A 13,761-nucleotide genomic window follows, 5' to 3' on the forward strand; every position below is an offset into this window, starting at 1 on the left:
GGGTCCGGGGACCCCGGGCTGCACGCCGGGAACGGGGTCCGCGCTTGCCCGGCACGCGGCTGCGGTCGGGCCCGGTCATCACCCGGGGCACCCCACCGCGAACCTCGACGAGGGTTGCCGGCCAGCAAGCCGGGGCTTGACGCTGGCGCTCGTGACCTGCGGACAGGATAGCCGCCGTGAATGCGTCCGGCCGGGGCGGTCCGGGATGGCTACGCTGGCCGCATGGCCGTCACCCCGCCCGGTGGGTCCCCGCCGCCGCCGTCCACCCCGCCCGGCGGGCCGTTCCCGAGTTCGTCGCCGCCCTGGCCCGGTACGGCCCCACCCACGTCCCCGCCCGCCTCCGGGGGGCCGGCGCAGCTTCCCCGGCGTCGGCTGGGCTGGCGGCGGTTCCTGATCCTGGCCGGGGTCGTCCTGGTGATCGCCGCGTGCGCGCTGTTCATGGTCGTCCGGCTGGGGGCCAGTCTCGGTCCCCAGGCGCTGCTGATCGGGTTGGTCGCGGCGATCCTGCCGGTACCGGTGCTGGTGGCCTGCTTCCTCTGGCTCGACCGGTACGAACCGGAGCCGCTCAAGTACCTGGTCTTCTGTTTCGCCTGGGGCGCCTTCGTCTCCACCGCCGCGTCGCTGACGGTGAACAACTTCTTCGCCGGCCGTTTCGAGGCGTGGGACCTGCCGGTCGCGCTCACCGCCGTGCTGGTCGCGCCCTTCATCGAGGAGTTGACCAAGACGCTCGGGCCGGTCCTGCTGCTGATCTTCCGGCGTCGGGAGTGGTCCGGGATCACCGACGGACTGGTCTACTGCGGCCTCTCCGCGGTCGGGTTCGCCATGGTGGAGAACATCCTCTACCTCGGCGGCCACGGCTACGCCTCGGGGGCCAACGAGTACGGGCCGGCCACCGGCGCGCAGCAGGTGATCGCCATCTTCATCGTCCGGATCCTGCTGTTCGGCTTCGCCCACCCGCTGTTCACCTCGATGGCCGGTGTCGGACTGGGCATCGCCGCCCGGACGGCCGACAAGCGGGTCCGGTTCCTCGCTCCGGCGGCCGGTCTGCTGCTGGCGATGATGCTGCACGGCGCCTGGAACCTGCTGCCCACCCTGGGGGCCGCGATCGGCCAGCCGGTGATCGCGCTGTTCGGCTTCGTGGGCGTGATGTTCCCGATCTTCTTCGGCATGGTCGGCCTGGCGGCCTGGGTGCGCGCCTGGGAGGGGCGGCTCACCGAGCGGATCCTGCCCGAGTACGTCCGGGCCGGCTGGCTCACCCCGCCCGAGGTGGCGGCGCTGGGCAGTCTGGGCCGCCGGCACGCGGCCCGCACCTGGGCCCGCCGGGTGGCCGGGGAGAGCGGCGCGCGGGCCATGCGGGGGTACCAGTTCGCGGCGACCCGGCTGGCGCTGCTGCGCGACGGGATGCGGCGTGGGCTGGACCAGAAGCCGGCGGACCGGGCCCGGACCGCCCACGAGGAGCGGGAACTCCTCGACGCCATCGCCCGGTACCGGTCGTTCTTCGCCGGCCGGGACCCCCAGGCGCCGCTCGGCGTCTGGGACGGGGACCGGTACCACCTGCGGTTCCCGGACGGCTCGCAGCGGGACGTGCCCGCCCCGGACGAGCCGGTGGTGCCGATCCCGGTGGTGCTGACCGGGCCGCCCCCGGCTCACCCTGCCGGCTACGGCCACCCCGGCGGCCAGGGCCAGCACGGTGGCTACGGCCACCCCGGCGGGTACGGGCCGCCGCCCGGGTGGTCCGGCCCGCCGCCCGGCCCCTGGTCACACTGAGGGCAGGCTCAGGTCATCAGACTGGTGAGGAAGTCGCCGAGACCCTGGGCCATCGCGACCAGGGCTGCCCCGATCGCCTTGAACATCCGCGCCGCCGACTCCGGTCGGAAGGCCATGAAGTAGATCAGGAACGCGAGGAAACTCCAGGCCAGGACCTTCTTCACGACTACCGGCATCGTCCCTCCCCAGGGCCGGCGGATGTGCCTGGCTTCCCATCGGGAGACGACGCAAACGGCACCCGCAGCGGCGGACGGGTCGGGTACCGGGCAGTGCGGGCCACCGGCCCCGGCCGTCACGGGCCGGCCGGGGCCGGGCGGCCCGGTCGGAAGGCGGGAGTCGTGCCGGTCAGAGGTACAGGCCGGTGGAGTCGGGCTCGACCCGCTCGGCGGCGACGGCGTGCACGTCACGCTCGCGCAGCAGGACGTACCCCCGGCCGTGCAGCTCGACCTCCGAGCGGTCGTCCGGGTCGAAGAGCACCCGGTCGCCGGAGACGATCGAGCGTACGTGCGGGCCGACGCCGACCGCCGTGGCCCAGGCCAGGCGCTTGCCGACGGCGGCGGTCGCCGGGATCACGATGCCGGCGGTGGACCGGCGCTCACCGTCGCTGCCCTCCATCTTCACCAGCACGCGGTCGTGCAGCAGACGGATGGGCAGGCCGGTGTCGAGGTTATGGTCCGCGGTCACGTCGCAGACGGTACCGTCGCCGCCCGGCGGGCGGCCTGCGGGGTTGCGGCGGAGGTCGCGCTGGGCACAGGGTGGCGGAACTGCCGTACGGTGGCTCTGGCGGGCGTACCCTGTCCGCCAGCCGTCCGGGCCGGCCGGCCCGCATGCCAGGAGGTGCGCTTGAGCCGCTTCGAGCGGGTACGCGAACGCCTGCGTCGCGCGTACGAGTCGGGTCGGGATTCGGTTCGGTCCAGGCGTACCCGACCTGCCGAGCTGCCCGTGGAGGCCGAGGTGGCCTCGCCGACCTCGCCCGGCCCGGTGGCCCCGCCGGCCGCGACGGTGGTCGGCGCGCCGCCCCCGACCGAGGTGCACGCCTCGACGGTCAGCCGCGACGACGCGGACGTGCCGCACGCGCTGCGGATCGCCGCCGCCTGGTCCTGGCGGCTGATCGTGGTCGGTGTGGTCTTCTGGGCGCTGATCAGGGTCGTCGGCCAGGTCCGGATCGTGGTCATCCCGTTGGCGGTGTCGCTGCTCTTCGCGGCGCTGCTCGCGCCGGCCGTCGGTTGGCTGCTGCGGCTCCGGCTGCCCCGGTCGGCGGCGACCGCGGTGGTGCTGGTCGGTGGCCTGGCCGCGGTGGTCGCCACGCTGACCCTGGTGGTCAGCGAGTTCATCAAGGGCGTGCCGGAGCTGAGCGCGAACGCGACCGAGGGGGTCCGGCAGATCCAGGACTGGCTCCGGAACGGGCCGCTGCACCTGTCGGACACCCAGCTCAACCGGTACATCGACGAGGGCACGAGGTGGATCAACGAGAACACCAGCTCGCTGACGAGCGGCGCGCTCTCCACCGCCGCCACCGTGGCGGAGCTGCTGACCGGCATGCTGCTGGTGGTCTTCGCCACCTTCTTCTTCCTGCGTGACGGCAACCGGATCTGGCGGTTCCTGGTCCGGCTGCTGCCGGTGGCGGCCCGGTGGAAGGTCGACGACGCGGGCCGGGCCTCCTGGGAGACGCTGGGCGCCTACGTCCGGGCGACCGTCCTGGTGGCCTTCATCGACGCGGTCGGCATCGGCATCTTCCTCGTCGCCTTCGATGTCCCGTTCGCCTTCCCGCTGATCGCGCTGGTCTTCCTGGGCGCGTTCATCCCGATCGTCGGGGCCACCCTCTCCGGGGCGGTCGCGGCACTGGTCGCGCTGGTCGACAGCGGTCTGGTCACCGCGCTGATCATCCTCGCCGCGGTGATCGGGGTGCAGCAGGTCGAGGGGAACATCCTCCAGCCGCTGATCATGGGCCGGGCGGTCGCCATCCACCCGCTCGCGGTGGTCATCGGGGTCGCCGCCGGGGTGGTGCTCGCCGGGATCACCGGCGCGGTGATCGCGGTGCCGCTGATCGCCGTGATCAACACCGCCGTCCGCCGGCTCGCCGCCCGCCGGGTGCCGGACACCCCGCCGGACGCCGTGGTAGTCACCCCCCAGGCGCCCTGAGGGAGCCGACCGTCCGGGCCGGCCGGGCGGCCCCGGCGGGCGCTCAGCTCTTCGCGAGCCGTTCCAGCGCCCCCCGGGCCACCTCGGACCGGGTCGTGTACCAGAACGGGGGCAGCGACCGGCGCAGGAAGGCGCCGTAGCCGCGCGCCGTCTCCAGCCGTGAGTCGAGCACCGCGACCACCCCCTTGTCGCCGGTCGCCCGGATCAGCCGACCCACGCCCTGGGCCAGCCGGACCGCCGCGATCGGCACGCTCACCGAGGCGAAGCCGGACCCGCCGCCGGCGTCGACGGCGGCGGCGCGGGCCGCCGCCAGCGGCTCGTCGGGGCGGGGGAAGGGCAGCCGGTCGATCACCACCAACTGGCAGGAGTCGCCGGGCACGTCCACCCCCTGCCACAGCGACATCACCCCGAACAGGCAGCTCTCACGTTCCTCCCGGAACCGGCGGACCAGCAGCGGCAGCGCCTCCTCGCCCTGGAGCAGCACCGGCAGGTCGGTCCGCGCACGCAGCAGCTCCGCCGCCTGCTGCGCGGCCCGTCGGGAGGAGAAGAGCCCGAGGGTACGCCCGCCGAGCGCCTGCACCAGCGCGAGCAACTCCTCCCCGGCCGCGTCGGGCAGCCCCGAGACGCTGGGCCGGGGCAGGTGCGCGGCGACGTAGAGGATGCCCTGCCGGGCGTAGTCGAAGGGGGAGCCGACGTCGAGCGAGCGCCAGCCCGGCCCCTCGGTGACCGGGCCGGTCGGCGGTGCCGGCGGGGCCGGTGCGGGCGAGCCGTCGGAGCGGCGCCGGTCGGTGGTGCGGGCCAGGGCGGTGGCCGCCGGGGAGGGCGGTTCCGCCGCGGGCGTCTCCAGCCCCAGCGACCGGGCCACCGTGTCGAACCGGCCGCCCAGCGCCAGGGTGGCGGAGGTGGCGACCACCGTGCGCTCCTCGTACAGGTGGGTGGCGAGGGTGCCGGCGACGGAGAGCGGGGCGACCACCAACGCCCGCCGGCTGCCCTGCTCGTGCTTCTCCACCCAGGCCACGTCGTGGTCGGCCTCCTCCAGCAGCCGCTGCGCGGTCGTGGAGAGGTCGTCGAGCACCGCCTTGACCTGCTGCTTGCGCACCGGGTCCGGGTCGTCGGACTTGACCTCGCCGAGCGCGTCCAGGGCGGCCCGGGTGGCCGAGTCGAGCAGGGTGCAGGCCTCGCGGAGCGGGGTCGGCAACCCACCGGTCAGCCGCCCGGCGGGGGTCTCGCCGAGGCCGACCGCCAGGGCGTCGCCCGCCTCGGTCAGCCCCTCCGCCGTCTCCGGCTTGAGCAGCGGTCGGGCCCGCCGCGCCGAGCGGTCGACGAGGTCCGGTGTCAGCTCGGCCTGCGCCGCCGAGGAGACCCGGTCGGCCAGCTCGTGCGCCTCGTCCACGATGAGCAGCTTGTGCGGCGGGACGATGTGCCGGCCGGCCAGCATGTCCACCGCGAGCAGGCTGTGGTTGGTCACCACGACGTCGGCCTCCCGGGCCCGCGCCCGGGACGCCTCGGCGAAACACTCGTCGCCGAACGGGCACCGCCCGGCCCCGACGCACTCCCGGGCCGGCATCGACACCAACCGCCAGGCCTGGTCGTCGACGCCCGGGTCCAGCTCGTCCCGGTCGCCGGTGTCGGTCTCCATGGCCCAGTCCCGCAGCCGCTGGATCTGCTTGCCGAGCCGGCCGGCCTCACCGAGCCACTTCGTGCCGCCCCCGGGCCGGGGGTCGTCGAAGAGGGTGTCCCCGGGGTCGTCCTCGGTGGAGTTGTCCAGCCGGGCCAGGCAGAGGTAGTGGTGCCGCCCCTTGAGCACCGCGAAGGTGGGCCGGCGACCGAGCAGCGGGGTGACCGCGTCGGCGAGCCGGGGCAGGTCGTGGTCGACGAGCTGGGACTGCAACGCCAGGGTGGCCGTGGAGACCACCACCGGGCCGTCCACGGTCAGCGCCGGGGCGAGGTATCCCAAAGACTTGCCGGTGCCGGTGCCGGCCTGCACCAGCAGGTGCTCGCCGGACTCGACGCTGGCCGCGATCGCCTCGGTCATCTGCTGCTGGCCGGGCCGGGCCGCCCCGCCGGGCACCGCGCCGACGGCGGCGGCGAGCAGGTCGGGGCCGGTCGGTCGGGCACCCCGGCGGCGACCGCTGCGGGCCGGCGCGGAGGCGGAACCGGTGGCGGTACGGGGCGGAGTCACCGTGGCACCGTACCCGCCGGGGCCGACACCGGTCGCGTCCGTCCGGCCCGTGGCGGGTCTCCGTACGGCACCATCGACGCCGGTGTCCGGTTGTTTCCGCACAGCGACGCGTGGGTGGTTATCGGCTAGGGTGGGGACTCATGCCGAGCGACGTGGTCCGTGTGATCTACCGCAAGTACGACGGCAACGCGCACCGCGACTACCCAGCCCGCCGGCTGGCCGAGGACGACCTCGGGGTCTGGCTCGGGGTGACCGCCGGCACCGAGTCGATCTACCACGGCCGGCCCTCCGTCGAGCAGATCCCGTTCGTGCTGCTGGTGCCCCACCACGCCTGGTGGACCTGCATGTTCAACCCGGAGCCACGCACCAGCGAGGTCTACTGCGACATCGCCACCCCGGCCCGCTGGGAGGCCGACCACACGGTCCACCTGGTCGACCTGGACCTCGACGTGGTGCGCCGCCGGGCCACCGGTCTGGTCGAGCTGCGCGACGAGGACGAGTTCGCCGACCACCGGGTCCGCTTCGGGTACCCCGACGACCTGGTGGTGGAGGCCGAGGCGGCGGCGCGGTGGCTGCTCGGCACGTTGGGTGACGGCACCGAGCCGTTCGCCACGTCGTACCGGAAGTGGCTCGCACTGGTGGTCTGACCGCCGCGCGCCGGGCACCGGTCGGGGGCAGCGGTCGCCGGCATCGTTCGCCGGAGGGATCCGGACCGGTCATGATCGCAGGATGAACGCACCCTCGGACGTCCTGGCCCCTGTCGGCGCGAGCCTGCGTGACCTGCTCCGGGTCGCGCCGGCCGGTGCCCCGGTCGACCTCGCCGCGATCGATCCCCGGTCCACGCCGGGGTTGCCCGGTGTCGAACTCACCGGCGTGGACCGCAAGGACTGGGCGCGGGCGCAGGTCCGGCTGATCGGCGCCGAGTTGGCCCAGCAGCAGGAGATGCTCTTCGCCTCGGCCAAGGTCGCCGGGGCCGTGCCGGCCGACGCCACGGTCGACGGCAGTGGCGCGGTGGGCCGTGGCGGTGCAACCGGCGCGGGCGGCGGGACCGGCGCGGGGGACGGCGGCGGTGCGGCGCGGCGGGTGCTGCTGGTGCTCCAGGCGATGGACTGCGGCGGCAAGGACGGCACGATCAAGCGGGTCGCGGGCGCGATGAACCCGTTGGGCCTGCACATCCGCTCGTTCGGCCCACCCACCGCCGAGGAGTTGCGGCACGACTTCCTGTGGCGGATCGAGCGGGCCCTGCCGCCGGCCGGGTACGTCGGGGTGTTCAATCGCTCACACTACGAGGACGTGCTGATCGCCCGGGTCGACGGGCTGATCGAGGAGGCCACCTGGCGGGCCCGGTACGACCGGATCAACGCCTTCGAGCGGGACCTGGCCGACGAGGGCGTGGCGGTGGTGAAGGTCATGCTGCACATCTCCCACGCCGAGCAGGGCACGCGGCTGCTGGAGCGGCTCACCGACCCGCGCAAGCACTGGAAGTACCAGCCGGCGGACGTCGACGCCCGCGCCCGGTGGGCCGAGTACCAGGCCGCGTACGCCGAGGCGTTGACCCGGTGCGGGACGGACGCCGCGCCCTGGTACGTGGTCCCGGCGGACCGCAAGTGGTACCGGGACTGGGCGGTCGCGCACCTGCTCCGGGAGACGTTCGCCGGCCTGCGGCTGGGGTACCCACCGGCCGGCTTCGACGTGGCCGCCGAACGGGAGCGGCTGCTGCGGGAGCTGGGACGGGCGAGGTGAACGTCAGGTGAACGACCGATGAATGGCATCTGATCAGGGGTGGGCCGCCGGAAAGCCGGTTCGGGAGCCTCCTAGCATTCCCAGTTGCGGGCAACCCACAGCGGACGCCGGCCACCCCTACCACCCGATACGACGAGGTCCGTGCTGTGAAGTTTTCCTTCCGCCCGAACGAGGGCGCCTTCTACGAGCTCTTCACCAGGGCGGCCCAGAACCTGGTGCGGGGTACCGAGCTGCTGAACGAGCTGGCCCTGCCCGGCGTCGAGGTCCAGTCGGTCAGCGAGCGGCTCACCGAGGTCGAGCACGACAGCGACCAGATCACCCACGACCTCTACAAGAAGATCAACTCCACCTTCATCACCCCCTTCGACCGCGAGGACATCTACCGTCTCGGGTCGCTGCTGGACGACGTGATGGACCACCTGGAGGCGGTCGGCAACCTGCTCTACCTGTACGGGCTCACCCAGCTCCCCTCGCTGCCCCGCGAGATGCACGAGCTGGTCAACGTCCTCGACCAGCAGGCCCGGCTCACCGCCGAGGCGATGCCCCGGCTCAAGGGGCTCAAGGACCTCGAGGACTACTGGATCGAGTGCAACCGCCTGGAGAACGACGGTGACCAGGCGTACCGGATGCTGCTGGTGCGGCTCTTCTCCGGCGAGTACGACGCGCTGACCGTGCTCAAGATGAAGGAGGTCGCCGACGAGCTGGAGGCCGCCTGCGACGCCTTCGAGCACGTGGCGAACACCGTCGAGACCATCGCGGTCAAGGAGTCCTGAGCCCAGTGAGTCCGGAACTCATCGCCGTCCTGGCGGTGATCGGGATCGCCCTGGTGTTCGACTACACCAACGGCTTCCACGACGCCGCCAACGCGATCGCGACAAGCATCTCCACCCGGGCGCTGACCCCCCGGGTCGCCCTGGGCATGGCCGCGATCGGCAACTTCATCGGCGCGCACTTCGGCGCCGAGGTCGCCAAGACCGTCGGCAGCGGGCTGGTCAGCCTGCCCACCGGCCGGGCCAGCCTCGGCATCGTCTTCGCCGGGGTGATCGGCGCGATCACCTGGAACATCATCACCTGGTACTTCGGGCTCCCCTCGTCCTCGTCGCACGCCCTGATCGGTGGCCTGGTCGGCTCCACCCTCGCGGCCTCCGGCACGGTGCTCTGGGGCGGCATCGGCAAGGACGTCGTGATCCCGATGATCCTCTCGCCGATGGTCGGCTTCGTGCTCGGCTACATCGCGATGATCGCCGTGCTGTGGATCTTCCGGAAGGGGCACCCGGGCAAGCTCAACCGGGGCTTCCGCTGGGCGCAGACCGCCTCCGCCGCCGCCATGTCGGTCGGCCACGGCATGCAGGACGCCGCCAAGACCATCGGCATCGTGGTGCTCGCCCTCTACGTCGGCGGGTACCAGGACGACCCCGCCTACATCCCGGAGTGGGCCTTCTGGACCTCGGCGGCGGTGCTGGCGGCCGGCACGTACGCCGGTGGCTGGCGGATCATCCGTACCCTCGGTCGCAAGATCATCGACCTGCGGCCGCCGGAGGGCTTCGCGGCGGAGACCGTGGCCAGCGGCGTGCTCTACTTCAACGCCCTGGTGCTCGGCGCCCCGATCTCCACCACCCACACCATCACCTCGGCGATCATGGGCGTGGGCGCCACCAAGCGGCTCTCCGCCGTGCGGTGGGGCGTGGCCGGCAACATCGTCGGCGCCTGGATCCTCACCTTCCCGGCCGCCGGCAGCATCGGTGCCCTGATGTACTTCCTGGTCCGCCCGCTCTTCTAGCTAGGTGTAAGGAAGGGCCCCTTATTAACAGACGTCTGTTAATAAGGGGCCCTTCCTTACACCCTCAGCGGTAGGTGACGCCGATCTGGGCGCGGATGGTGTCCAGTAGGGACATCACCTCCAGGGTGGTCGAGTGCGGGACGAGCGGGCTCTCGGTCAGCCCCTCGGCGAGGCAGCGCTGCACCTCGATCGCCTCGTACTGGTACCCCGACCCGACCGGCTCGACGACGATGGTCTCCGGCTCCGCGCCGGCCCGGTGCACGGTCGCCTCGTACGGGCGGAAGAACGGGTCGGCGAGTTCGATCCGGCCGGTGGTGCCGCCGAGCACCGCCCGTACCGGGGTCTGCCCGACGATGCCGCAGCTCAGCGTGGCGACCGCGCCCGAGTCGTAGCCGAAGACGATACCGGTGTTCTCGTCCACCCCCTCCGGGCTGATCTTCGCCCAGGACCGGACGTGCTGCGGGACGCCGAGCAGCAGGTGCGCCAGGCTCACCGGGTACACCCCCAGGTCGAGCAGGGCCCCGCCGCCGAGGGCCTTGGCCCGCATCCGGCTCTCCGGCGGGAACGGCCCGCCCAGCCCGAAGTCCGCCTGCACGGTGGTGAGCGTGCCGATCGCGCCGTCGGCGACCATGTCGCAGATGCGACGGATCAGCGGGTTGCACCGCATCCACATCGCCTCCATGAGGAAGGTCCCCCGGGTGCGGGCGGCCTCGACCAGCGTGGTGCTGTCGGCGAGGTCGAGCGTGAACGGCTTCTCCACGAGCACCGCCCGACCGGCGTCGAGGCAGGTCCTCGTCGCCTCGAAGTGGGCGGAGTGCGGGGTCGCGACGTACACCACGTCCAGGTCGCTGTCCGCGGCCAGCTCGGCCCAGGAGCCGTACGCCCGCTCGACGCCGTGCCGGGCGGCGAAGGCCTCGGCGCCGGCGAGGGTACGCGAGCCCACCGCGACCAGTTCCGCGCCCGGCACCAGGCGGAGATCCTCGGCGAACTGTGCGGCGATGTTTCCGGTGGCGAGAATGCCCCAACGTGTCATGCCGCGACGCTAGCCCAGGTCGCGGTAGCGCTCCCACCGAAGATCCACTGATCGGGAACTAGGCTCGCGTCATGACCACGCAGCCCGAGCGCATCGCCGCCCCCGCCGCCCTGGTGGCGCACGCCCGCCGGTTCCACGCCGAGGGCGGCGTCCCGGCGGTGCCCCGGGTCGCCGCGACCGTGCTGCTGCTGCGCCCGGCCGGGCCCGGTTTCGAGGTGTACCTGATCCGTCGGGTCGCCGCGATGACCTTCGGCGGGATGTACGCCTTCCCCGGTGGCGGGGTCGACCCGTCGGACTCGCGGACCCACCCGGGCTGGGCCGGGCCGGACCCGCAGGTGTGGGGCGACCGGCTGGCGCTCGACCCGGCGGCGGCCCGCGCGGTGGTCTGCGCCGCCGCCCGGGAGGTCTTCGAGGAGGCGGGTGTCCTGCTCGCCGGCCCGGACCCGGCGAGCGTGGTCGGTGACGTCAGCTCCGACGACTGGGAGGCGGCCCGGCAGGACCTGGAGCAGCGGCGGACCCACTTCGCCGAGTTCCTGGCCGGGCGCGGGCTCACCCTCCGGTCGGACCTGCTGCTGCCGTGGAGCCGGTGGGTCACCCCGGAGTTCGAGCCGCGCCGCTTCGACACGTACTTCTTCGTCGCCCTGCTGCCGCAGGGGCAGCGGACCCGGGACGTCTCCGGCGAGGCCGACCACACCCTGTGGCTGCCCCCGGCGGAGGCGGTCCGCCGCGCGCACAGCGGGGAGCTGACCATGCTCCCGCCGACCCGGGTGACGTTGGAGCAGGTCGCGGCGGCCGGCGACCTGGCCGGGGTGGTCCAGGCGGCGGCCGCCCGGGACGCCGCGACCCCGGTCATGCCCCGCCTGGTCGACCTCGACAGCGACGACCCCCGCTTCATCCTCGCCTGACCGGGAGCGACGCGGTCGGATTCCCCGGGTGACGGCGGGCTTCCCGGTCCGGCCCTCGGGGGTCTCGTCGGGTTGTCCCCGGCCTCCTTTCGAGCTGCCCCCAGGGCCGGGGCAGGGCGTCCGGGCGGGACGCGGTGGGCCAGCCGGGCGTGGCACCTGGTCGCACAGACGGGGCAGCTCGAAAGGAGGCCCGTGGCGATGTCCCGGCCGCACCGGCGCCGGCGGGGTGGGAAGCGGAAACCGGATGTTCTCGATCTCGGCCTACCCTGGCTGGATGAACCGGTACACGCACCTGGCGGACTTCGACCAGTTGGCCGGGATGCTCGCCGTCGCCAGCCGTGACCTCTGTCCGGTGATCCGGCGGGCGAGCGTCGCCCTGCTGGAGGTCGACGCGGAGGCGGGCCGGACGGTGCGGGCCGAGGTGGCCGTCGCCCGGGACCTGCACGACCGGATCGACGGGTCGGTGCCGGCGGTGCTGGCCCGGCGCCAGCCGGTCGCCTCCGACCTGCGGCTGATCGTCGCCGGGCTGCGGATGAACGGGGACATGCGCCGGATGGGGGCGCTCGCCGGGCACATCGCCGGTGTGGCGCTGGCCCGGTACCCGGAGCCGGCGCTGCCGGCCCAGGTCCGGCCCACCTTCGTGGCGATGGCCGACGCGGCGGCCCGGCTGGCCGACAAGGCCGCGCTGGTGCTGGCGACCCGGGACCGGGTCGACGCGATGCAGGCCGGGCTGGACGACGACGTGCTGGACGCGCTGCAACGCTCGTTGTTCACCAAGCTCACCGACGACTGGCCGTACGGGATTCCCGCCGCCGTGGACGTGGCGATGCTCGGCCGGTACTACGAGCGCTTCGCCGACCACGCGGTCGGTGTCGCCCGCCAGGTCGCCTACCTGGTCCTCGGCAGCCGCTGAGCGGCAACCCGAGGCAGACACACGTGTCAGTGCGTTCATCTTTCGGACATTCCAGCCTCAGTTTGCGGCAATCTTCTTTCCGGAACCTGTTCACCTGTGGTTCACCAAGTGCCGGGAAGCCGGCTACCTGCCACTCCTAGCGTCGGCGTCGTCAGGTCGGGATGGCCGGACAACCCCTAGAGAGAGGCAATTCTGAGGTGAACCGCAACGTGCTCTCGCGGCGCGTCCTCGCCGGCGTAGCGCTTGCCGCGCTCGCACTTACTGGCTGTGGCACCAGCGACAGCGACAGCGACACCCCGGGCTCCGGCAACAACGCCGGCGGCGAGTACGCCAGCCTTTCCGGTGAGCTGAAGGCTTCCGGCGCAAGCTTCCCCGACGCGTACTACCAGGAGGTCATCACGGCCTTCAAGGAAGTCGCGCCCAACGTGACCATCAACTACAACGCCACCGGCTCCGGCACCGGCAAGAAGCAGTTCGGCGAGGGCCTGACCGACTTCGCCGGCACGGACAGCCTGGTGAAGGACACCGACGGGGTCGCCGCCGGCTCCTACCTGTACGTGCCGACCGTCGCCGCCCCGATCACGGTCAGCTACAACCTCCAGGGCGTGGACAAGCTCCAGCTCAGCGCGGACACCCTGGCCAAGATCTTCCAGGCCGAGATCAAGACCTGGAACGACCCGGCCATCGCGGCCGACAACCCGGGCGTGACCCTGCCGGCCACCCCGATCACCGTGGCGCACCGGTCCGACGGTTCCGGCACCACCAACAACTTCACCAAGTACCTCGCCGCCGCCGCTCCGAACACCTGGAAGCTGGGCAGCGGTGACACCGTGAACTGGCCCTCGAACACCCAGGGCGGCGAGAAGAACACCGGCGTGGCGCAGATCGTCAAGCAGGCCGACGGTGGCATCGGCTACGTCGACCTGAGCGACGCCAAGGCGAGCGAGCTGAAGTTCGCCGCCATCAAGAACAAGGACGGCCAGTTCGTCGAGCCGTCGATCGAGGGCACCACCTCCGGCCTGGAGGGCGCCGAGGTCGCCGAGGACCTGAGCTACAACCCCCTCGACGCCGCCGGGGCCAGCGCGTACCCGATCACCGCCCCGACCTTCCTGCTGGTGAAGACCAGCTACGACGACCCGGCCAAGGCCGAGCTGGTCAAGGGCTTCGTGAAGTACCTGCTCAACGACGGCCAGGACCTGGCCAAGGACATCGACTTCGCGCCGCTGCCGGCGTCGCTGAAGGAGAAGGCGCTCGCCCAGGTCGACAAGATCCAGGGCTGATCAGGACCGAGATCGC

At 72.9% G+C, this 13,761-nt stretch carries 13 protein-coding genes and 1 riboswitch; of the genes, 9 read left to right on the forward strand and 4 right to left on the reverse strand.

Features of this window, described 5'->3' with window-relative positions; translation table 11 throughout:
* Positions 1–35 precede the first annotated feature (35 nt).
* Positions 36–157: riboswitch (SAM riboswitch) on the reverse strand.
* Positions 158–180: 23 nt separating this feature from the next.
* Entirely contained in the window at positions 181–1,767 is a 1,587-nt protein-coding gene (locus ACQUFX_RS28930) for a PrsW family intramembrane metalloprotease (RefSeq protein WP_428963356.1), read from the forward strand.
* Positions 1,768–1,775: 8 nt separating this feature from the next.
* Here ACQUFX_RS28930 and ACQUFX_RS28935 read toward each other — a convergent pair whose 3' ends face one another.
* On the reverse strand, positions 1,776–1,943 hold the full coding sequence (locus ACQUFX_RS28935) for a hypothetical protein (protein ID WP_169807083.1): 168 nt from the start codon (positions 1,941–1,943) through the stop codon (positions 1,776–1,778).
* 169 nt (positions 1,944–2,112) lie between these two features.
* Positions 2,113–2,451: a GroES family chaperonin gene (locus tag ACQUFX_RS28940; RefSeq protein WP_428963357.1), complete on the reverse strand. Its 339-nt coding sequence runs from the start codon at positions 2,449–2,451 to the stop codon at positions 2,113–2,115.
* Positions 2,452–2,610: 159 nt separating this feature from the next.
* Between ACQUFX_RS28940 and ACQUFX_RS28945 the strand changes: the two genes are divergently transcribed.
* Positions 2,611–3,909 carry an AI-2E family transporter gene (locus tag ACQUFX_RS28945; protein ID WP_428963358.1) on the forward strand — a complete coding sequence of 433 codons (1,299 nt, stop codon included), beginning with the start codon at positions 2,611–2,613 and terminating at the stop codon, positions 3,907–3,909.
* 43 nt (positions 3,910–3,952) lie between these two features.
* On the opposite strand, the gene ACQUFX_RS28950 is transcribed toward ACQUFX_RS28945, so the two are convergent.
* Positions 3,953–6,091, reverse strand: a complete 2,139-nt coding sequence (locus ACQUFX_RS28950) for an ATP-dependent DNA helicase (RefSeq protein ID WP_428963359.1) — start codon at positions 6,089–6,091, stop codon at positions 3,953–3,955.
* Positions 6,092–6,231: 140 nt separating this feature from the next.
* Between ACQUFX_RS28950 and ACQUFX_RS28955 the strand changes: the two genes are divergently transcribed.
* The 4 genes from ACQUFX_RS28955 (at position 6,232) to ACQUFX_RS28970 (ending at position 9,614) form a co-directional block, all read left to right on the forward strand.
* On the forward strand, positions 6,232–6,738 hold the full coding sequence (locus tag ACQUFX_RS28955; protein WP_428963360.1) for a DUF402 domain-containing protein: 507 nt from the start codon (positions 6,232–6,234) through the stop codon (positions 6,736–6,738).
* An 82-nt stretch (positions 6,739–6,820) separates the two neighbouring features.
* Positions 6,821–7,834: a PPK2 family polyphosphate kinase gene (locus tag ACQUFX_RS28960; RefSeq protein WP_428963361.1), complete on the forward strand. Its 1,014-nt coding sequence runs from the start codon at positions 6,821–6,823 to the stop codon at positions 7,832–7,834.
* 146 nt (positions 7,835–7,980) lie between these two features.
* Entirely contained in the window at positions 7,981–8,607 is a 627-nt protein-coding gene (locus tag ACQUFX_RS28965; protein WP_428963363.1) for a DUF47 domain-containing protein, read from the forward strand.
* A 5-nt stretch (positions 8,608–8,612) separates the two neighbouring features.
* Positions 8,613–9,614 (forward strand): inorganic phosphate transporter, encoded by a 1,002-nt coding sequence (locus ACQUFX_RS28970; RefSeq protein ID WP_428963364.1) that lies wholly within the window; start codon positions 8,613–8,615, stop codon positions 9,612–9,614.
* A gap of 64 nt (positions 9,615–9,678) precedes the next feature.
* Here ACQUFX_RS28970 and ACQUFX_RS28975 read toward each other — a convergent pair whose 3' ends face one another.
* Positions 9,679–10,647: a Gfo/Idh/MocA family protein gene (locus ACQUFX_RS28975; protein ID WP_428963365.1), complete on the reverse strand. Its 969-nt coding sequence runs from the start codon at positions 10,645–10,647 to the stop codon at positions 9,679–9,681.
* 71 nt (positions 10,648–10,718) lie between these two features.
* Between ACQUFX_RS28975 and ACQUFX_RS28980 the strand changes: the two genes are divergently transcribed.
* The 3 genes from ACQUFX_RS28980 to pstS all read left to right on the forward strand — a co-directional run bounded on the left by ACQUFX_RS28980 (position 10,719) and on the right by pstS (position 13,745).
* Entirely contained in the window at positions 10,719–11,552 is an 834-nt protein-coding gene (locus ACQUFX_RS28980) for an NUDIX hydrolase (RefSeq protein WP_428963366.1), read from the forward strand.
* Between the two features lie 274 nt (positions 11,553–11,826).
* Entirely contained in the window at positions 11,827–12,465 is a 639-nt protein-coding gene (locus ACQUFX_RS28985; protein ID WP_428963367.1) for a phosphate signaling complex PhoU family protein, read from the forward strand.
* 197 nt (positions 12,466–12,662) lie between these two features.
* Positions 12,663–13,745 (forward strand): phosphate ABC transporter substrate-binding protein PstS, encoded by a 1,083-nt coding sequence (gene pstS / locus ACQUFX_RS28990; protein ID WP_428963368.1) that lies wholly within the window; start codon positions 12,663–12,665, stop codon positions 13,743–13,745.
* Positions 13,746–13,761: the final 16 nt, after the last annotated feature.

Source organism: Micromonospora fluostatini, from assembly GCF_050410825.1.
Taxonomy (GTDB): Bacteria; Actinomycetota; Actinomycetes; order Mycobacteriales; family Micromonosporaceae; genus Micromonospora; species Micromonospora rosaria.